Source organism: Butyricimonas sp. DFI.6.44 (assembly GCF_022132345.1).
In the GTDB taxonomy this organism is placed as follows: Bacteria; Bacteroidota; Bacteroidia; order Bacteroidales; family Marinifilaceae; genus Butyricimonas; species Butyricimonas muris.
On record NZ_JAKNJD010000010.1, the window covers coordinates 229,778 to 250,506 of the forward strand.

Below are 20,729 nucleotides of genomic sequence, written 5' to 3' on the forward strand. Positions count from 1 at the left end.
ATGAAAAGTTTGAACCTTCCTTCTTTTGATTACAAGGTGAAGAAGCAGAACGGACAGATTTGGATATTCGATATTATCCGAAAGCGTTACGTTGTGCTGACCCCGGAGGAATGGGTAAGACAACATTTTATTCATTTTCTGGTAGCGTGTAAGCATTACCCCGCTCAATTGATCGCCGTGGAGAAGGAAATACAAGTATGCGGGATGAAGCGCCGCTTTGACGTGGTGTGTTACGATCGTCAAGCCAATCCCTATCTTATCGTGGAGTGCAAAGCTCCTTCCGTGGCATTATCACAGGTCGTTTTCGATCAAGCTTTTCAATATAATTTATCTATTGCAGCCCGTTTCGTCGCTATAACAAACGGTTGTGAGCATTTCTGCGGTGAGGTTGCCCGGGAAAACGGCTTTCGGATCGTTCCGGAGATTCCTGATTTCGGGGTGTAGACAATTATTGTTTTGACAGAACATGCCCACGGCATTATAAATGAAATGCCGTGAGTATGTAACATGTCCTTTTTTGTACGAAATTGCAACCAACTTGGAGGCGAACTCTACTGTTTTTCAATAGAAAGGCTGCATGCCATCCCCATGTCATTAAACCAACGATTAATGACAGTCAAATATAGATAATTTTTGCGAGAATCCTACAAAACAGCCTATTATTATTTTATATTGGTAATCAAATACTCGCGTACTTACAACATTATTATTATCTTTTAGCAACAAGCGGCAAATTGATAATTATTAATCGTTCGTTTAAAGCGATTTTTGAACTATTCTTACACTGTTATTAGTGTGTTCCCCACGTGTTCAGTTATTTTGTAATAATTATTAATGATGCTACAAGTGTTTAGGTTGATATCAAATCTTTTGTAATTCTCGTGGAAGTATCATGATTTTTCAGCTGCAATAGGAGTTTCATGGAAGTATGATAGGAGTATGATAGAAGTATCTCCCAGTGAACTATAAAAGAAACGATTCGAATATAGCTGCGATGCAACTGATTATCTTATATATATGGTAGGATTATAACCTCCCCTCTTCATAAGAGGGGAGGTGGAAAGAGGAAATGTTTTTTATATCCTACTTTAATTCTTTCGTGTCGTTTTTGAAATAATTGTCCAGTAATCGGAAGGCAGCGGCGAAAGAACTTTCTTCATTGCTTAATACTTTTTCTTCAGCCTGTTTGATTTGTTCTTTTTGGCTTTGGTAGAAACGGTTTCTTAATTGCTCATCTATGGTTTCGTACATCCAATATTTGGCTTGTTCGCTGCGTCGCGTGTCGAAATACTTGTTTTGCTGGGTAGCGCTACAGTATTGAAGTATATTTTCCCATATTTCCTTGATTCCGGTTTTCTCGTAAGCGGAACAGGTCATCACCTTGGGTTCCACTCCCGATTCGTGGGGAGGGAACAAGTGTAGGGCGTTTTGTAATTGCACTTTTGCCAACTCGGCACGGGTGATGTTGTTACCGTCTGCCTTGTTGATAATGATGCTGTCCGCCATTTCCATGATACCTCTTTTGATGCCTTGCAATTCATCTCCGGCCCCGGCGATTTGTACCAGCAGAAAGAAATCGACCATGGAATGAACGGCTGTTTCGCTCTGACCGACTCCCACGGTTTCAATCAGTATAATATCGAATCCGGCAGCCTCGCACAGAAGCATGGCTTCTCGGGTTTTGCGGGCAACCCCGCCTAATGACCCTGCTGAGGGGGAAGGGCGGATATAAGCACGAGGGTCGCATGCCAATTCTTCCATGCGGGTTTTGTCACCTAGTATACTTCCTTTCGAACGTTCGCTGCTGGGGTCGATGGCAAGTACCGCGATTTTGTGTCCTTCGTTGGTGAGGAATTTACCGAAAGCCTCGATAAAGGTACTTTTCCCCGCACCGGGAACCCCCGTGATGCCGATACGCACGGATTTGCCCGTGTTCGGGAGGCAGCGGTTAATGACATCTTGTGCCATTGCCTGATGATCTACGCGGGCACTTTCCACGAGGGTGATCGCTTGGCTTAATATGTTGATATCCCCTTTTTGGATACCGGAAAGGTAATCATCCACGGATAAGACTTTTTTCTTTAGATGTTTCAATCTTTCCGCGATTGCCGGGTTCACCGGGTCCGGTTGTTCTATTCCCTTGTTGACGGCTAATCCTTCATAGCACGCTTCATTTTCAGGATGTTCTATATCTTGTTGCATATCGTTTTTGATTTTATCCTTGACAAAGATAGAGTTAATGTTGAGAAGTTACAAGCAAAAATGTGGATATGGTTTGATGTTTTCGTGAGAGATGATATTTTATTTTTGCACGGGGGAAAAACACGAGATGCTGAAGTATGAAAATGACATATTGTGACGGAGTAATAGTTTTTTCTTATATTTGTGATATTATTAATTGGTGTGTACTATGCACGAGAAGAATTATTTGCAGGAATTGAATCAGCGGGAAGATAAGGGCTGGAGGGCTTTTTATTCCGATTATTATGTGGCGTTATGTTCTTATGCCAATAGATTTTTGCGTATCCCTTCCGATGCCGAGGATGTAGTTCAAGAAACATGTGTCAAAATTTGGGAATCTGACAATAAATTCGCGACCATGAAAGAATTTACATGGTACGTGTATAAGTCCGTGTACACGAATGCAATGTGTCATTTGCGAACAAAGAACCTTCACCGGAAGTTGCTGCAAAATTTGGAACAGGAAGAGGTTGTTATGCCTGAGGCGGATTTTATATTGACTATTCGGGAAGAGTTGATTCGGCAATTGCACGTGTATATAGAGGAGTTACCTAAAGAGGCGCAGAAGATTCTGAAGTTAAGTTTGGAAGGTATGTCCGGTAACGAGATTGCGGAAAAATTGAATATTAGCGTGCACACGGTGAAATCGCAGAAGAATAGAAGTTTTAAATATTTGCGGGAAAGATTGTCGCAATCTTATTATATATCATTGCTTTACGCTATTTTGTTCGAATCTTATTTTTAGAATAATCAAAAAATGTCACTTTTTTTTGCGTACCAAATTCGTTTCCATGCATTATATAGACAAAATGTAAAATACAGGTATGTATGGAAAATGAATTTAGTTATATTATTGAACTGTTTAGGAAATCGTATGGCGGGATTTTAACCCCGGGGGAACGGGAGGAGTTGGAACGGTTGTTGGAAAACGAGCAATTGCGACATGTTTGGGAAGAACTCGAACGGGGAGATTTGGCACGGGAAAGTGTGAGGAACGGGGATTTGTTTTCTTGTCAACGGGGATTTTCGGAGTTCAAACGTCTTCGAAAAGTACGCAAATACAGGAAATTACGACAATATGTAGCTATAGGAGTCTCGGCGGCAGCCATTCTTCTTGCGGTAAATATGGTGTTCACGTGGTTGCCTTCTTTGAAGAAGAATGTAAAACAGAATTTGTTCGCCACGGTTCCGGATATATTTCCCGAGAGGAATAAGGCTTATTTGCTTTTGGGTTCCGGGGATACGGTGCGTGTGACGGGTGATAAAAAAGTATTTCAAGATAAGAACGGGGCACAGATCAAGTATGATAACGGTGCTTTGGCTTATTCTGCCGGGGAGGAGCCGGAAGAGGCCGTGTACAATACGCTGATGGTTCCCGTGGGAGGGGAGAGTATGGTGACGCTTGCGGATGGTTCTAAAGTGTGGTTGAATGCAGATACAAGGTTGAGATACCCGACTCATTTCACGGGGGACGAGCGGAAAGTGGAGCTGGAGGGAGAGGCCTATTTTGAGGTGAAACCGGGGAGCAGTCCTTTTATCGTTCACACGAGCGAGGGGGATGTCCGGGTGTTGGGGACTTCTTTCGGTGTTCGTTTTTTTGAAAAAGAAGGTATGTTGACCACGCTGGTATCCGGTAAGGTGCTTTACCGGGGACGGGACAGTGTTGTACTGGAACCGGGAGAACAGGTTGTTGTCACGGTAACGGGGGAGGTTCGAAAACGGGAAGTGGATGTGGACGAGTACGTGGGGTGGAAGAACGGGACGTACGTGTTTGACCGTCGTTCTTTGGAGGAGATCATGCGTGATCTGGAGCGTTGGTACGGGGTTAAGGTCGTGTTCGTGCAACCGGAATTGGGTGCGTTACCTTTCACGGGGTATATAAAACGATATGATAAGATCAATACTTTCTTGAAATTGCTGGAAAGTACGGGAGAGTTGAGTTATAAAATAGAAGGTAAGAATATAATGTTGTATAAAAAATGAAACGGAAAGGGGAGATTTCGTTTTCCTAGGACTGATCTCCTTGCTTTCCGCAATTTTATTACTAATTAAATAATTCGCAATTTATGGAAAAAAAACGTATCGAACAAACAATTCGAAAACCATTGCTATGTCGGCATCGAAAAATTTTGAATGTTATGAAGTGGAAGATTTTGTTTATATTCTTTTTCAGTGTAAAATTGTCCGCGAGTAGTTTCTCGCAAGATGTGAAAGTTACGCTGGAACTGGAGCAGGTGAGCGTAAAGGAGTTTCTGAAAACTGTTCAGCAGCAGACGGGAATAAATTTTCTTTATAATGCCAATCTGATAGAGAGTATTGACCGGGTAAACGTGTACGCGAGGGATAAGGAGTTACGGCTTGTTTTGCAGGAAACTTTGAGTCCGATGGGATTAGTGTTTGTTTTCCAAGAGGGAACGGTTATTATCAAGAAAGCGGAGGAAAAGAAGCAACCCAAGCAGAAGTTTGTGGTCGGGGTGGTTCGGGATGAAGTAAAGAATCCTCTGCCGGGTGTGACCGTGCAACTGAAAGGGTTGAACGTGGGTACAGCCACGGATGCCCGTGGGTTTTACAGGATATATTTGCTCGACACGACGCGCAGTGCGGCATTGGTGTTTTCTTTCGTGGGTATGGAAACCAAGGTGGTGCAATATAACGGGAGAGATACGATTGATGTTGTCTTGAAGGAGGATGCCAAGAATATAGATGAGGTTGTTGTCACGGGGTACCAAACGTTGAAGAAGCGTTCACAAGCGGGCTCGATCAGTACGGTGAAAGCGGAAGATTTGTTGTTGAACGGTTCGCAGACGTTGGAACAGGCGTTGCAAGGGAAGGTGCCGGGTATGATGGTGATGAATAGAAGCGGTTTGACGGGAACCCGGCAACGGGTGAGAGTGAGGGGTACTTCCACTTTGCTGGGGAATGCCGAGCCGGTATGGGTGGTGGACGGTATTATTCAGGAAGATCCCCTGCCATTTAAGTCGAATGATTTTAATAATCTGAATCAAGATAACATGGATATGATCAGGAACTTTGTGGGAGGCGCGATTTCTTGGTTGAACCCGAATGATATTGAAACGGTCACGGTGCTGAAAGATGCCGTGTCAACGGCTATTTACGGCGTGAAGGCGGCGAACGGCGTGATCGTGATTTCCACGAAGAAGGGAAAAGCGGGGCGGATGTCTGTAAGTTATACCGGTAATATGTCGGTTACTCCCCGGATGACTTATAACAGGTTGGAATTGATGAATTCCCAAGAGCGAGTGGCGGTGTCAAGAGAGGCTTACGAGAAAGGATTGGTTTTGGCGGATGGAGGAAATTATGATATTGGCTATACCGCTTTGGCTCTCGCTTACAAGAAACAACAGATTTCGTTGGATGAGTTTACAAAGGGAGCCAAGGAATTGGAAAAGAATAACACGGATTATTTTGATATTTTGTTCCGTAATGCTTTTAGCCATAATCATACGGTGAGTATATCCGGAGGTTCGGATAAATCAACTTATCACGCTTCTATCGGGATTAGTGATGTGAATAACACGGCGAAAGGAAATGACCAGCTTCAGTATATGGCAAATATTTCGGCTGGAACAATTATGTGGGATTGTTTGTCTGTTAATTTTGCATTAGGCGCCAGTTATGCAGAAACAAATGCTTTCGTGGGGGAAGACCCGTATTCTTATGCTAGCAAGACGAATCGGGCGATTAAATGTTATAACGAGGACGGAAGTCTTTTTTATTATAAGCATGAAGGGGATAGATTTTTATATAATATTGTGAATGAATTGGAGCAGAGTGGAAATAAGAATGCTTTGTCTACGTTTAATTCTAGTTTAGCTTTGCGATGGGCTATTATCGATGGTTTGAGTTATAATTTTTCGTTAGGTTACAGTGTTTCTAACTCTACGGGGAATTCGTGGTACACGGAGCAATCACATTATATTTCCAAATTGAGGGGTTATAATTTCGAGGAGTATGCGGAAGGTACGGATAAGTACAAGCAATCGGGATTGCCTCATGGGGGTGAGTTGAATTCGACGCAAAATAAGAATGTGAATTGGACGATGAGAAACCAGATTGATTTCACGAAAGTGTTTAACAAGGTGCATTCGGTGAGTGTTGCTGCGGGACAAGAGATGAGAAGCGTGAAACAAGATGGATTCGAAAAGAAGGAGTACGGTTATTTGCATAGCCGGGGAAAGTTGTTCGTGAATATCCCGATAACGATAAATGGGACAGCTAATAGTTTGGTAAGAAATGCCCCAAAGGTTAAGGATACGGAGGAGAATTACATGTCGTTTTACGGGACGTTGAGTTACATGTACGACAATCGTTATGCGTTGAATGCTAGTGTGAGAATGGATGCGTCGAACCGGTTCGGGCAGGATAAGAGTACCCGTTATTTACCGATTTGGTCGGTTGGTGCCAGATGGAATTTAGGTAGCGAGCATTTCTTGGAGCATCAGAATTTGTTGAGTGACATGGTATTTCGTTTTTCTTATGGCTGGCAAGGAAATGTTGTCACGAGCGTAAGTCCGGATTTAATTGCTAAGATTAACGTGTCGGATTCGGACGGATATGTTTTGACGGTAGAGAATTTACCAGCTCCTGATTTGAAATGGGAGAAGGTGCAGAATTTGACATTGGGTATCGATTACAGTTTATTTAGCAATAAAATTCACGGGAGCTTCGATTATTATAGGAAAAAAACGAAAGATATGATTGTAAACCGGGAGGTTCCTTACGTGAATGGAGTAGAGGCACGTCCAATAAATGGAGGTGAGATGACAAATTCAGGATGGGATTTGGGTGTTAGTTTTATTCCTGTTAGGACGAAGGATTTGACGGTATCGGTTGGTTTAACTACCGGTAAAGTGTATAATGAGGTGAAGTCCAAGATTGATCCCACTGGAGCTTGGGATGAGGCGGTGAGTGGAAATTTGAATCAAAAGGGGTATCCTGTTTCCAGTTTTTGGGCTTTCCGTTTTGTTGGTTTGGATCCGGTGCATGGGGGACCGTTGTTTGATATGGAAGGGGCAGAGTTGGAAGATGCTTCGAGGGATGCTACTCTTTACATGGATTATGCCGGTAAGATGGAACCGGATTTTACAGCCGGATTGTCGTTGAATGTTAGTTACAAGACATTTACGTTATCAACGAGTTTTTACTTGAGTTTGGGAAATCAACAATTTTTGGCACCGATTATGACTTCTACGTATGATGGTATACCCAGTGAATACGAGAATATGTCGAAAGAATGGATAAAACGGTGGCGTCAACCGGGAGATGAGAAGAAAACAAGTGTACCTTCGTTACCAGACAAGGTGACTAGTGCAAAACAGATGACGTTTGGAGATAAGGAGTTTTATCCTTACGAAATGTATGGTTACTCGACAGCTCGCGTGGTGGATGCGTGGTTTTTGAAGTGTAGTAATATCGCTCTGTCTTACACGGTGCCAAACAAGAGGTTGCCGAGTATATTACAAAATTTGAGTGTGAATTGTTCGATTACGAATCCTTTTGAGATTGTGAGTAAGGATTTTATGGGACGAGATCCAGAAGTGGCGTTGGGAAGTCAACCTTTGTCCACAACTGTATCTTTGGGTGTTAGTGTAAGTTTCTAAATTAATAATAACGAGTATGAAAATAAGTACACTGCTGATATTGGGATTTGTCTCACTGTTTTTAAGTGGGTGTGATGGTTTTTTGGAAGAGAAGAGTCAGGATGAAGTGCGTCCTTCTACCGTGACGGATATGGAGAAAATTTTACTGGGGGACGCTTATTTTTCAAAGGCTGATGGTTTGTTATTCAATTACGGTACGGATATTTTCTCGGATGATATGATGAATAATGCCGTTATTGATAGTAAGGATCAACGAAAGAAGGATTTGGCTCCTCGTTTCCGCTGGGAAAGAGATATGTTTGACGAATCTTGTGGTTATGAAGATTTGAGTTTCTGGAAGATTCCTTACGAGCGTATAAAAGGGTGTAATTTGGTTATTGAATATATGCCTAATATGCAGGGGGATGAGAGGAAACGGGAGCATATTATTGGTGAAGCTCACGTGTTGAGGGGGTATTATTATATGTTTTTGGTGAATTGTTTCGGGTGGGCTTATAATTACGGTGATCCGGTGGAAAATTTAGGTGTGCCATTGAAGTTGATTTCCGGGGTGACGGAAGAGTTGTTCACGCGTAATACGGTAGCGGAGGTGTACGAGCAAATAGAGAAGGACTTGTTAAAGGGGATTCAGTTGATGGAGGAAAATACTATGGAGTTTTATTTTAATCGTTTGAATGCTGCGGCGGGATACGCTTTGCTGACTAGAATGTACGTATATATGGGAGATTGGGATAACGTGGTGAGGTATGCTAATAAGGTGTTGAAAATGAGACCGGAATTATTGAATTTGAGTAAGCAACAAGTAAACCCGTGGTCTTCTTTCTCGGTTTATGTAGATGTTTGTCCCACAGAGATTTTGTGGGGAATGTCTTGGGATGCGGAGAATAGTTATAATACATGGGGAGATGTAGCACCGTATACTCCATCGAATGATTTGATCGCTGTATTCCAGCAAGATGTGGATAGAGGAGTAGTAGATATACGCGGGGATTGGAAAAATAACCTAAATGCTTATTTAAAGGGAGGGAATATGAAGGTATGGCCCTCTGGTGGAATGCGTTCAATGTGTACGTGGGTGGATAAAGGTCGTATGTCATCGTTAGCGTATAATGGTGGTATTCGTACGGGAGAGATGTATATTAGCCGCGCTGAAGCGTATTGTCAGAAGTATTTGAAATCTGGTAACACGAGCGATGCAGAGAAAGCATTGGAAGATTTGAATACTTTACGGTATAATCGTTTTTACGAGGGATATGTTGAGAAGAAAATGTCTGATTTTGCGAGTGCGGAAGAGTTGTTGAGTTTTTGTTGGAGAGAGCGTCGGAGGGAATTGTGTGGCGAAGGTAATCACCGTTGGTTTGATTTGAAACGTCAGGGAATGCCGGAAATCAAGCATGTTTTCGTGGATAATACCACAGGTGAAGGGACTACTTACACCTTAATGAAGGAGGATAAGCGTTATTTGTTGCCGATACCCCGTAAGGAGATTGATAGATGTCCTACATTGAAACAGAATCAATATTAATGAATGAAGATATGTTATGAAAATGAAGTATATTTTTTTAGGATTAGTATGGTTGTCCGTTATAGGATGTTATGATGAAGACGATATTGTGGTAGATGATAAGCAGGAGTTGACGTACGCATTGGGAGTTGGGCATGATTATGATGAGATTTTGCACGAATGGCATAATAAGTACGGTTTTTACCCGTTGTATGTATTTACGGACAGAGATATTTATTGGAATAATACGATATGGGATAATCCTAATCTGGATGTTTGGAAAGGGAAATGTTTAGGACGTCCGGGAGATCCGGATTATGTCGGTAAACAGGTTGATTTGCTCGGAAAGGTCTTTATGGAGATTTATCCTGATGAATTGTTGAAGCATTTCCCGTTGAAGATGTTGTTGTGTCGAGATTTGTACGAAACGAAATATGCCGTAACCTATGATCCGGTTGCTGGGGCTTGGCTTCCTGGGTATGATTCGACAGCTATATGGACATATCGGGGCTATGATTTTATAGCGGTAAACGGAGCAAGCAAGCAGATGGAGGAGATGACGATGGATGATAAGTGTGATTTGCAAACTTCGTTGAATGCAACTTTCTTGGAATATTTGGGAGTGAAAGGAGTACTTACCGCTCCCGAGGAATTTTTTGAAGTATCGGATTATTGGTACGAATATCTTAGGGGAGATGATCTTTTTGAACAAGGGTATATCATGGATGTGTTGGTGGATGGGGATGAGGAGGAATCTCAAAAGGCAGATTTTGCCTCGTATATAAAGTTGGCCGCTTATAATATGGCAACTTTGAAAAATTCTCCGGATAAAAGTCTGGACGGAGATTCGCGGCCTTCGTGGGTAGGAGCTTTGAATCCAGAGGAGCGGGACGTGAACGGGCTGTGCGGGAGGAAATATGAAATCGTGATACGTTATTTGAAAAGTTTGAGGATCGATACGGGTAAATTGCAGTATCCGGTTCTGGATTAGACGAGTGTTTTTGTTTAAATGATCGTGTTATCCCGGAGGGCGGTTGTCCGTCGGGATAACATTTAGAGAGTGTTGTATGTAAATTTTTATGTATGTTGGAAGATGCTATAATAAAAGTGGAACATTTGTCGCATCGTTATGATGTCCAGTGGGCGGTGCGGGATGTTAATTTTGAGATTACTCAAAAGGGGATATACGGTTTGTTGGGTTCCAACGGTGCCGGAAAGTCTACTATCATGAATATTATATGTGGTGTGATAAAACCCACGGAAGGCGTTGTGCTGGTCAAAGGAACGGATATAACGAGAGATCCCACGGGGGTAAAATGTCATATCGGTTTTTTACCCCAGAAACCGCCTTTGTATGATGAATTAACCGTGGAGGAGTATTTGACTCATGCCGCCGAGTTGCGATGTGTTCCCGATAGGGAAGTGAAAGAGGCCGTGTCCGATGTTATGGGGTTATGTGCTATATCTCATTTCCGGAAACGGTTGATCAAGAATCTTTCCGGAGGGTATCAGCAACGCGTGGGAATAGCGCAGGCGATTATTCATAAGCCGGATATCGTTATTTTTGATGAACCTACCAATGGATTGGACCCGAACCAGATACTGGATATCCGTCGATTGATTAAAGGAATCGCGGAGGAACATACGGTCATCCTTTCAACCCATATATTGTCGGAGGTGCAGGCTATTTGTGATTATATTTTTATGATTGACGCGGGACAGGTCGTGTTTACCGGTAGCGTGAATGATTTTGATAATTATATTCTTCCCAGCACGATATATGTAGATTTCACGGAGGAAATACCCGGGGATAAATTGAAGCATATACCGGGAGTGTTGCAGGTGGAACACGTGGAAAAGAATCGTTACCGGATACGTTTTTCCGATGCTAACGAGGTGATGGAGCATCTCGTGGAAGAGGCTGCCGCTAATTGTTGGCATATGTGTGAGATGAGGTTGGAGAAAATTTCTCTTGATCATGTTTTTGCCGAATTGTCTAAAAAGAAACGTTAGTCAAAATTAAAGAAGAAAATTATGGGTATTATATATAAAATAGCACGGGCTGAATTACGAATGCTTTTCTTTTCACCGATAGCGTGGCTTTTGTTGTTGTGTTTTGCCGTGCAGAGCGGGATGCAGTATATCTATATGTTTGATTATCTCATGTATTCCATGAAAGAGTACGGGGGCGTGTGGGATGCCACAAAATCTCTTTTCGTGAACCAGAACGGGATATGGTATTACGTGCAGGGTTTTCTGTATTTTTATATTCCTTTATTGACAATGGGGATTGTAAGTAAGGAGTTTAACAGTGGTTCTAGCCGGTTGTTGTATTCCTCTCCGATCAGTAGCACACAGATCATACTCGGGAAATATTTCGCGTTGGTTTTTTACGGGATGATCATGATGGGGGTACTGGTGCTATATGCCTTAATAGGGTGGGGAACGATTGAAAATTTTGAAGGAGGTCTGGTGTGGAGCGGTTTGTTAGGATTGTTCCTGTTGACATGTACTTATTTGGCTGTCGGTTTGTTCGTATCGAGTTTGACTTCTTACCAGATTATCGCGGCTGTCGGTACGTTTATGGTATTGATGTTATTGAGTATGATCGGTAGATTCGGTCAGCAATATGATTTTGTTCGGGAGATTACTTACTGGTTGTCGATTAACGGGCGTGCCGATACATTTTTGAACGGCATGTTGTGTAGTGAGGATTTACTTTATTTTCCTGTTGTTAGTGCCACATTTCTGGCTCTGGCGGTAATTCGGTTAAACGCGATTCGGCAAAAGCAACGTTTCGTGATTACCTTGGGTAAAAACGCGATAGTGCTGGGGATTGTCGCGCTCGTGGCGTATGGCTCGTCGCAGCCGGCGTTGACCGTGTATTACGATGCTACCAGTACGAAAGAAAATACGTTGACGCCCGCCAGTCAAGAGGTGGTGAAAGAAGTGAAAGGGGGGATGACGATTACCGCGTACGTGAATATTCTGGACCCAAGTTATTGGGAATATAAATATCCGGATTTTATTATGGAGAATATACGTTATTTCCGTAATTATACCCGGTTCAAGCCGGATATTAAATTGAAAACGGTTTATTATTATGCAGAGCCGGATGAGGATAAAAGGAAAGAAGATCGTGACGGTACGGTCACCCGGGCGAAAGCGATTCGGATTTGTGAACAGTATGACTTGGATAGCAATCGTTTAAAGACGAGGGAGGAGATTGATCAAATGGTTGACCTGTCAGAAGAGGGATACACGTTTATCCGTCAGATTGTCCGGGATAACGGGCAAAAAGACTGGTTGCGGACTTATAATGAAGGTATTTCCCGACAACCGATGGAAGCGGAAATCACGGTGGCTTTCAAACGAATGGTGATGCCTTTGCCTAAAATCGGATTTGTTACGGGGCACACGGAGCGAGGGATGTATGACAGGACTCCTTATGGCTATCAGTTTATTGCCAGTAACAGGAAAGTGCAGTTGTCCGTTTGGAATCAAGGGTTTGATGTCATGGAGATTACCTTGGAGCGGGAGGTGCCGGAAGATGTTGATATAATGATTATCGCGGATCCGAGAGATGTTTTTTCCGAAACGGAGGAAGCTGTTTTGCAGGCTTATCTGGATCGGGGTGGGAATTTGTTCTTTTTGGGAGAACCCCGGCGGAGGGAAATGCAGAACCCGATGTTGCGGAAATTGTTCGGCGTGGAATTAACCCCGATGTTAGCACAGAATGATATTCGGAATAAAGCATTACCGTCTAATGTACTTTTCTGTTTGCCGACCGGGGAGGCTAAAAGGAAAATGTATTATTTGAACCGTTCAAATCAGGTTATGCCCACGGCTGCGGGAGTGGAGCAAGTCGAGGATAAAGGGTATGATATGTTTCCGATCTTGCAGACCGATACGCTCACTCCTTGTTGGACGGAACTTGAAACGACCGACTTCGTGGATGATACTATTCGTTTTAATCCTTCAATAGGGGAGATTTCGAAAGAGTTTTCGACAGTTGTCGGGTTGACGAGAATGGTCGCCGGAAAAGAGCAAAGAATAATTATATCCGGTGATGCGGATGTGTTTGCCAACAACGAGTTTACAGCCAAGAGAGGCGTATCTAATAATAACACGTATTTGTTATTGGGAGGTTGTTACTGGATGTCTTACAATAAAGCCCCGATAGATGTTCGCCGTCCGAGAGCAAAGGATAACAGCGTATGTTTGTCGGTAAGAGGGTATTCAGTGATTCGTTGGGGTATCCGTTGGGGTATTCCCGTGCTCGTGGTGTTGGGAGGTATTTTCATGTGGGTGAGAAGAAAAAGCAGGTAAATTAGTTTAATATTAAGGTGTTATGGAAGATTGTATTGTAAAAGTAGAACATGTTTCTCATCGTTATACCGTGCAATGGGCTGTTAATGATATTAGTTTCGAGATACCCCGCAACGGGATATACGGGATGTTGGGTTCCAATGGGGCGGGCAAGTCTACTTTAATGAATATATTATGTGGAGTATTGCGCCAGACCAAGGGGGACGTGTTCATTAATGGCGTGAATACGCGTGAACATCCGATAGAGGCTAAAAAGCATATCGGTTTCATGCCTCAACAACCTCCTTTGTATAATGACATAACGGTGGAAGAGTATTTATCTTACGCTGCCGATTTGCGGCATATACCGCAAAGGAAGGTGAAGGAAGCCGTGGAACGGGTGTTGGCCTTGTGTGATATTACGCATTTCCGGAATCGGTTGATTAAAAATCTTTCCGGGGGATACCAGCAACGCGTGAGCATTGCTCAAGCTCTTGTTCATAAACCGGCTTTGGTGATATTTGATGAACCGACGAATGGACTGGATCCCAATCAAATACTTGAAATCAGAAATTTGATCAAGACGATCGCTAAAGATTGTACGGTGATTCTTTCCACTCATATCTTGAAAGAGATACAAGCTATTTGTGATCATATTTTGATGATTGGACAGGGGAAGTTAGTTTTTTCCGGTACCGTAGAGGAGTTTGATAATTATATCGATCCTGATACACTTTTAGTTACCCTTAGAAATGCACCCTCGGTAAGCGAGTTGTTAGAGATTGAAGGGGTGAAAGAGGTGGAAGAAATAGGGAGTGCTTCTTTCAGAATTTATTTTACCCAAGCTCAGGAGGTGATGGACCGATTGATTGCACGGAGTGCAACCCAACATTGGGCGATGACTGAAATCCGGTTGGAGAAGAGTTCTTTAGAGAGAATTTTTGCTGAATTGTCCCAGAGTGTTCAATAAATTAAAATGTCAATTATGAAAATGATATGGAAAATAGCGAAAAAGGAATTGCAGTTGTTATTCTTTTCGCCTGTCGCATGGTTTTTGTTGGTTGTATTCACGATTCAAGCGGGGATGGTTTTCGTGGGGAATTACCACAATTACATGAAAAGTAACGAGTTCGGGAGCGGAGTCCAATTTATGGTTTCTTTTTCTTTGTTCGTGAGAGCCTTGTGGGGGCAGGTTTCCGCTTACCTATACTTTTACATCCCGTTGTTGACGATGGGGTTAGTCAGTAAGGAATTAAGTAGCGGATCAATCAAATTGCTGTACTCTTCTCCCGTGTCGAACACGCAGATTATCTTGGGAAAGTTTTTTTCGATGGTGGGATTCGCGTTTGTGATGTGCTTGATGTTAAGCGTTTACGTGATCGTGGCATGGTGTACCGTGCAGGACTTCGAGTGGGCGGTGGTTTTGACCGGTTTGCTCGGACTTTTTTTGTTGACGTGTACCTATGCCGCCGTGGGAATTTTTGTATCCAGTCTGACTTCTTATCAGTTTGTTGCGGCTGTCGGGACGTTTATCGTGTTGATGTTCTTGAGTTTGATCGGGGGATGGTGGCAAGAATATGATTTTGTTCGGGATGTCACCTACTGGTTGTGTATCAACGGACGGGTAAACACGTTTATAATGGGTATGATATGTAGTGAAGATGTATTGTATTTCCCTTTGGTAACAGCTTTGTTTCTGGCATTGACAATCATTCGTTTAAATGCCGTGCGGCAAAAGATAAAGTTTTCGGTAACTATGGGGAAAAATATTGTTGTCATACTGATAGCATGCTTGTTGGGATATTTCTCTTCCCGTCCGAAATTAATGGCTTATTATGATACTTCTTCAACCAAATGGAATACGTTGACGGAGGAGAGCCTGCGTATTGTCGAACAATTGGATGGGGATCTGTTTATCACGGCTTATGTCAACGTGCTGGACCCAAATTATTATAGTTACGCTTTTCCCCGTTTTATCCAACGGAACCGGAGGATTTTTGAACGTTATGAACGGTTTAAACCGGAGACAAAATTGAAAGTTATTTATTATTACGATACGATTACGGAGGCTGACGGGGGATGTCGTTTATTCAAGGAGAACAAGGGAAAGAGTATGTGGGAATTGGCTAAAAAAGTTTGTGAAGATACAGGTATGGATAGTACTCGTTTGAAGACTCCCGAGGAGATAAGAAAAATGCTGGATCTGACTGGTGAACGAACTTTTGTTTGGCAGATTGTTCGGGAGAACGGGCAAAAGACTTGGTTGCGTACGTTTGATGATCCGATGGATATATTCCCTCATGAATCGGAAATTAGTGCCGCTTTGAAACGGGTGGCTTCCCCGTTACCCAAGATCGGATTCGTGACAGGATACGGAATGCGTTCTATTTATGATTCTTCTCTGCGGGGGTATGATCGGTATTTTACGGTAAAATATGCCCGCTTGGGAATGATAAATCAAGGATTCGATGTGGAGGAAGTGGATTTGCATCAGGAGATCCCCGCGGATATCAATGTATTGACCATAGCTGACATGCGGGAACCTTTTTCGGAAAAGGAATTGGGGGCATTGAAAAATTACGTGGATCGAGGTGGAAATTTATTTATTTTGGCAGAGCCTAGACGTCGCGAGGTGATGAATTTGTTTTTGAAGGATTTGTTTGGTGTCGAATTGACCGAAGGTGTGTTGGTACAACATCGGAAACCGGAACAACGTCCGGAAGAGTTGTTTTGTTTAATGACCGGGGAAGCGGCAACGTTAAGTTATCATTACGGTTCTTTGTCTTACGCACTGATGCCGACAACGACCGGTATTGAGATGGTTGAACCGAAAGGATTTGTAATGACACCGATATTGAAAACGGACACGCTGGCGAACGAATTGAAAAAGAGAGAAAACCGATCATATCGAGTGTGGAATGAATTGGAGTCATTAAATTATGAAGATGAACCGTTGAAATACAACCCGGCGGCGGGCGAGGTGGCTAAGGAATACTATACGGCAGTCGCTTTGTCCCGTAAACTGGGAGAACGGGAACAACGGGTGGTTATTATGGGAGATTCCGATTGTATCAGTAACGGAGACAGTCAACGTTGTGGTGGTGTGACTTTGTTACATGGGACGTATCATTATCTTTCTCATAATGAGATGCCGGTAGATACCAGAAGATCAATGACGACCGATACGGTTGTTCATATTAATAAAACGAGTTTTAAAGTATTGAGGACAGGTCTGATGATTCTTTATCCTTTATTTTTCTTGGGGATGGGGCTTTTCTTTTGGATCAGAAGGAGGGGAAGATAGTTTATGGATTCATCGTATAAAAAATGAGTGTTTATGAGAGTGATATTTTTATTTATAATATGTTTTGTATCATTGGTCTGTCGCGGACAGGAGGAATTTACCATTTCCGGTACGCTGAAAGGTTTTACCGATGGAAATATTTTTATTTTGAAACCCAACGGGAACGAGTGGGACACTCTGGCGGTTGCGAGAATGGAAAAAGGAAGTTTTGAGTTACGAGGGAAAGAGAGTGGCATAGTCATGGCAGATTTGGTGATCGCCGGACAAGGGGAACAGAAGTTTATGCTTGAAAAGGGGCAGTTTATTGTTCGTGGAGAGAAAGGGAATATAAGTATCGAAGGTGGGGAGGCTCAGAAATTGTATAACTGTTTTCAAGCAATTTCTTCGGCAATGACTCGGAAGGAAGATTTGCTGACTAAAGAATATTATGCCGCAAAAGAAAGTAAAGATGAGAGGGTTATGAAACAGCTTCTGGATGATCTCGATCAATTGCTCTTGGAGTGGCATATAAAGGAAAATGAATTGATTAAGGCAAATCCGGATGCTTACGTGTCGGCTTTTGTGATCTATACAGCGATGAATACGATGCATTTTGAGAATTTTATGCTTGTGTCATTGAAAAAACATTTGAATTACGAGTTGTTGCGGGAGAAATTTATGCTGTTGGGAGAACAAGGGAAAAAAACGGAATATGGAAGAATTGTTGCGGATTATGTCGCGGAACAGGAGCGGGTTGTGATAGGTGCGTTAGCCCCGGATTTTGAGATTACGACGCCGGACGGGGAGAGTATATCTCTTTATGCTTTGGACGGGAAAGTCAAGTTAATTGATTTTTGGGCTTCATGGTGTGGTCCTTGCAGGCAGGAGAATCCTAATGTCGTGAAAATTTATAATAAATTTCGAGGTAAGGGATTAGAAATTCTGGGAATATCCTTGGATTTCGATAAAAAAGAGTGGACGGATGCAATTCGAAAGGATGGGTTGAGATGGAAACATGGGGCTGAGCTGAAAGGTTGGAAATCGTCAGTCGTGCAATTATATAAAGTGAGAAGTGTACCTTGTACGATCTTGTTGGATGAAAATAATCGGATTGTAGCCAAGAATTTACGAGGCAAAGAATTGGAAAAGAAAATAGAAGAGTTATTGAAAAACGAGTGACAAGCATTCGTGCTTGTGTAAGATAAACTTCAAAGATTTATTTATGAGAATGTTAGATGATGTTTATTCACGTTTGAAAAGCGTGAAAAGAGGGGGTGTCGTGTTTTTAGCGTGCACGTGTATCCTTGTTTCGAGTACGTTGGACGGGATGTCACAACGAAAGACATGGTCTTTGCGTGCATGTATCGAGCACGCCAGAGAGCATAATCTCCAAGTAGAGTATGCCCGGGTATCATTGGAAAATACTTTGGTCGAATCTTCCCGGGCGAAAGCTCAACGTCTGCCGTCGCTTGATTTTTCTTCAACTCAAGGTTGGGGACACCAGAAAAAGGCGGGTACAAACGGGACGTTGAAATCGTCAAGTGCCTACACGGGTAGTTACTCGCTCAGCGGGAACATGACTCTCTACCAAGGGGGGAAACTCTCCCGTTCCATCCGGCAGCAAGAGCTGTTGGAAAAAGCCGTGACACAGGATGTGCTTGTCGCCCAAAACGATATCGAGATATCGGTGACGAAGGCGTACCTGCAAATCCTGTACGCGAACGAGACTTTAAAAACGGACAGGCAGACGCTGGAAAGTTCCGGTGAGCAACTGGCACGGTCGAAAGCCTTGCTTGACGCGGGTTCTATCAGCGCGAGCGATTTCGCGCAAATGGAATCGCAGTACAGCAGTGACCAATACCGGGTAGTACAAGCCGAGAACGATTTGGCTTTTTCCAAGTTGCAATTAAAGCAACTTTTAGAACTGGATCCGGAAGAGGAATTTGATGTGGTGTTCCCGGAACTGGACGAGGAAAGCGTGCTTGTCTTGATTCCCGGTCTTCAGGATGTTTATCGGGAAGCCTTACGGCTGATGCCGGAGGTGAAAAGCAGCCAGTTGAACGTAGAGTCGGCAATCGTGGGTGAAAAGATAGCCCGGGGGGATTACTTGCCGAGTCTCTCTCTCTCGGCTTCCGTTTCCACCGGGTACGATTCCAAGGGTAGCGGTTCCTATTTCTCTCAAATAGACGATCGTTTGGTTGAGAACATCGGGATTAATATCAGTATCCCGATCACGAACCGGAAGAAAGCTCGTTTGAATGTTTCAAAAGCAAGACTTCAAACCGAACAGTCACGTTTAGACGAGCAGAATACCCGTAAAAATTTGTTGCAAACGGTGGAATCATTACATCAAGATGTTGTTGCCGCCCAAAGCCGGTACATGGCAGCTAATCAACGGGTAAAATCGGCTTACACGAGTTACCGGCAGGTACAGGAGGAATTTGATGCGGGGATGAAGAACCCGGTTGATTTGCTGGTGGAGAAGAACAATTACCTGTCCGCGTTGCAGGAACAGATACAAGCGAAATACCAAGCGGTTCTCGCTTTCAAGTTGTTGAATTTTTACAGGAATGAACCGATTGATATATAATAAAATAATTGAAAATGAAAAAGATAGTTATTATAATAGCGATTGTAGTGGGGAGTATTTTGTTGTTTTTCTCCTTTCGGCCGAGAGAGAAAGAAACGGTGAATTACGAGGTGTTCGAGGTTAAAAAAGGGGATATTCGTAATACTGTTACTGCCACCGGTACGATAGAGCCGATCACGCAGGTAGAAGTCGGGACACAGGTTTCCGGCACGATAGCCCGTATTCTCGCGGATTATAATTCGGAAGTGAAAAAGGGACAGCTTATCGCTGAACTGGATAAAACCGTGCTGGAATCGGAATACGAGTCACAGTTGGCAACCCATTATTCCAACCAGAACGAGTATGACTACCAGAAGAAAAATCACGAGCGTCTGGCGGGATTGCACGCCAAGAATCTGGTTAGCGATTCAGATTACGAAACTGCCGAATATCAATATGAAAAAGCTCGTCGAACTTTAGAGAAATCTCGTTCTGATTTGTTGAAAGCAAAAACAAACTTGAACTATTGCATGATATACTCGCCGATAGACGGGGTGGTTATTTCCCGAGCGGTGGACGAGGGGCAGACGGTGGCGGCGATGTTCAACACGCCGAAGTTATTCGTGATAGCGAATGATTTGCGAAAGATGCGGGTAATTGCCGACGTTGACGAGGCTGATATCGGTCAGGTGAAAGAGGGGCAGAAAGTGATCTTCACCGTGGACGCCTTCCCGGACGAACATTTCGAGGGTTCCGTGACGCAGGTGCGTTTGGAACCGATCGTGACGTCGAACGTGGTTACTTACGAGGTGGTGATTGACGCGCCGAATCCGGATTTGAAATTGAAACCGGGTTTGACGGCGAGTATCACGGTGTTGACGCACGAGAAGACGAATGTTTTGATGATTCCCTTGCGTGCCCTGCGTTTCCAGCCGGAAGAAGAAACGGTGGAAATAGTGGTACAAGCCGGAACGGCAGGGAGAAAATCTGTTTGGATACAGACGGCCGAGGGATTAAAAAGTAAAAACGTGCTTACCGGGATCTCGGATGGAATTTACACGGAAGTCACGGAGGGTTTGCAAACGGGTGAGAAGGTGATTACCGGGATACATTTACCCGCTAAAGCAACTGAATCCATAAAGTCGAAGCCGGGTGGAAATCCCTTGATGCCTAACATGACCGGACAGCGGCCACATTAGTCGT

Annotated in this window: 14 protein-coding genes; 13 read left to right on the plus strand and 1 reads right to left on the minus strand. The window is 43.3% G+C overall.

Annotated elements, in window-relative coordinates; genetic code table 11:
* Positions 1-444: a type I restriction enzyme HsdR N-terminal domain-containing protein gene (locus tag L0M98_RS15210; RefSeq protein WP_186978140.1), complete on the plus strand. Its 444-nt coding sequence runs from the start codon at positions 1-3 to the stop codon at positions 442-444.
* A gap of 639 nt (positions 445-1,083) precedes the next feature.
* Here L0M98_RS15210 and meaB read toward each other — a convergent pair.
* The gene (meaB, locus tag L0M98_RS15215; protein ID WP_222621212.1) at positions 1,084-2,202 is read right to left on the minus strand and encodes a methylmalonyl Co-A mutase-associated GTPase MeaB; all 1,119 of its coding nucleotides are present in this window, start codon (positions 2,200-2,202) and stop codon (positions 1,084-1,086) included.
* Positions 2,203-2,410: 208 nt separating this feature from the next.
* Here meaB and L0M98_RS15220 point away from each other — a divergent pair, with 208 nt between their 5' ends.
* The 12 genes from L0M98_RS15220 (at position 2,411) to L0M98_RS15275 (ending at position 20,725) form a co-directional block, all read left to right on the plus strand.
* Positions 2,411-2,986, plus strand: a complete 576-nt coding sequence (locus tag L0M98_RS15220) for an RNA polymerase sigma factor (RefSeq protein WP_099294140.1) — start codon at positions 2,411-2,413, stop codon at positions 2,984-2,986.
* Between the two features lie 83 nt (positions 2,987-3,069).
* Complete coding sequence (locus tag L0M98_RS15225; RefSeq protein ID WP_227216713.1) at positions 3,070-4,224, plus strand: FecR family protein; 1,155 nt, start codon at positions 3,070-3,072, stop codon at positions 4,222-4,224.
* 155 nt (positions 4,225-4,379) lie between these two features.
* Entirely contained in the window at positions 4,380-7,862 is a 3,483-nt protein-coding gene (locus L0M98_RS15230) for a SusC/RagA family TonB-linked outer membrane protein (RefSeq protein ID WP_227216712.1), read from the plus strand.
* A 16-nt stretch (positions 7,863-7,878) separates the two neighbouring features.
* On the plus strand, positions 7,879-9,387 hold the full coding sequence (locus L0M98_RS15235) for a RagB/SusD family nutrient uptake outer membrane protein (protein WP_227216711.1): 1,509 nt from the start codon (positions 7,879-7,881) through the stop codon (positions 9,385-9,387).
* Between the two features lie 16 nt (positions 9,388-9,403).
* The gene (locus L0M98_RS15240) at positions 9,404-10,357 is read left to right on the plus strand and encodes a hypothetical protein (RefSeq protein WP_227216710.1); all 954 of its coding nucleotides are present in this window, start codon (positions 9,404-9,406) and stop codon (positions 10,355-10,357) included.
* Positions 10,358-10,452: 95 nt separating this feature from the next.
* Positions 10,453-11,379, plus strand: a complete 927-nt coding sequence (locus tag L0M98_RS15245) for an ABC transporter ATP-binding protein (RefSeq protein WP_227216820.1) — start codon at positions 10,453-10,455, stop codon at positions 11,377-11,379.
* 21 nt (positions 11,380-11,400) lie between these two features.
* A complete protein-coding gene (locus L0M98_RS15250) occupies positions 11,401-13,695 on the plus strand; it encodes a Gldg family protein (RefSeq protein ID WP_227216709.1) in 2,295 nt (764 codons plus the stop codon).
* A 22-nt stretch (positions 13,696-13,717) separates the two neighbouring features.
* The gene (locus L0M98_RS15255) at positions 13,718-14,644 is read left to right on the plus strand and encodes an ABC transporter ATP-binding protein (RefSeq protein WP_227216708.1); all 927 of its coding nucleotides are present in this window, start codon (positions 13,718-13,720) and stop codon (positions 14,642-14,644) included.
* A 15-nt stretch (positions 14,645-14,659) separates the two neighbouring features.
* On the plus strand, positions 14,660-16,978 hold the full coding sequence (locus L0M98_RS15260) for a Gldg family protein (protein ID WP_227216707.1): 2,319 nt from the start codon (positions 14,660-14,662) through the stop codon (positions 16,976-16,978).
* A gap of 33 nt (positions 16,979-17,011) precedes the next feature.
* Positions 17,012-18,136 carry a TlpA disulfide reductase family protein gene (locus L0M98_RS15265; RefSeq protein ID WP_227216706.1) on the plus strand — a complete coding sequence of 375 codons (1,125 nt, stop codon included), beginning with the start codon at positions 17,012-17,014 and terminating at the stop codon, positions 18,134-18,136.
* 43 nt (positions 18,137-18,179) lie between these two features.
* On the plus strand, positions 18,180-19,547 hold the full coding sequence (locus L0M98_RS15270; protein WP_227216705.1) for a TolC family protein: 1,368 nt from the start codon (positions 18,180-18,182) through the stop codon (positions 19,545-19,547).
* A gap of 14 nt (positions 19,548-19,561) precedes the next feature.
* Positions 19,562-20,725, plus strand: a complete 1,164-nt coding sequence (locus L0M98_RS15275; RefSeq protein ID WP_227216704.1) for an efflux RND transporter periplasmic adaptor subunit — start codon at positions 19,562-19,564, stop codon at positions 20,723-20,725.
* Positions 20,726-20,729: the final 4 nt, after the last annotated feature.

What these genes read in the sequence shown, in the direction of transcription:
- L0M98_RS15210 (WP_186978140.1), top strand. Translation starts at nt 1, where the DNA reads ATGAAAAGTTTGAACCTTCCTTCTTTTGATTACAAGGTGAAGAAGCAG.
- meaB (WP_222621212.1), bottom strand. Translation starts at nt 2,202, where the DNA reads ATGCAACAAGATATAGAACATCCTGAAAATGAAGCGTGCTATGAAGGA.
- L0M98_RS15220 (WP_099294140.1), top strand. Translation starts at nt 2,411, where the DNA reads ATGCACGAGAAGAATTATTTGCAGGAATTGAATCAGCGGGAAGATAAG.
- L0M98_RS15225 (WP_227216713.1), top strand. Translation starts at nt 3,070, where the DNA reads ATGGAAAATGAATTTAGTTATATTATTGAACTGTTTAGGAAATCGTAT.
- L0M98_RS15230 (WP_227216712.1), top strand. Translation starts at nt 4,380, where the DNA reads ATGAAGTGGAAGATTTTGTTTATATTCTTTTTCAGTGTAAAATTGTCC.
- L0M98_RS15235 (WP_227216711.1), top strand. Translation starts at nt 7,879, where the DNA reads ATGAAAATAAGTACACTGCTGATATTGGGATTTGTCTCACTGTTTTTA.
- L0M98_RS15240 (WP_227216710.1), top strand. Translation starts at nt 9,404, where the DNA reads ATGAAAATGAAGTATATTTTTTTAGGATTAGTATGGTTGTCCGTTATA.
- L0M98_RS15250 (WP_227216709.1), top strand. Translation starts at nt 11,401, where the DNA reads ATGGGTATTATATATAAAATAGCACGGGCTGAATTACGAATGCTTTTC.
- L0M98_RS15255 (WP_227216708.1), top strand. Translation starts at nt 13,718, where the DNA reads ATGGAAGATTGTATTGTAAAAGTAGAACATGTTTCTCATCGTTATACC.
- L0M98_RS15260 (WP_227216707.1), top strand. Translation starts at nt 14,660, where the DNA reads ATGAAAATGATATGGAAAATAGCGAAAAAGGAATTGCAGTTGTTATTC.
- L0M98_RS15265 (WP_227216706.1), top strand. Translation starts at nt 17,012, where the DNA reads ATGAGAGTGATATTTTTATTTATAATATGTTTTGTATCATTGGTCTGT.
- L0M98_RS15270 (WP_227216705.1), top strand. Translation starts at nt 18,180, where the DNA reads ATGAGAATGTTAGATGATGTTTATTCACGTTTGAAAAGCGTGAAAAGA.
- L0M98_RS15275 (WP_227216704.1), top strand. Translation starts at nt 19,562, where the DNA reads ATGAAAAAGATAGTTATTATAATAGCGATTGTAGTGGGGAGTATTTTG.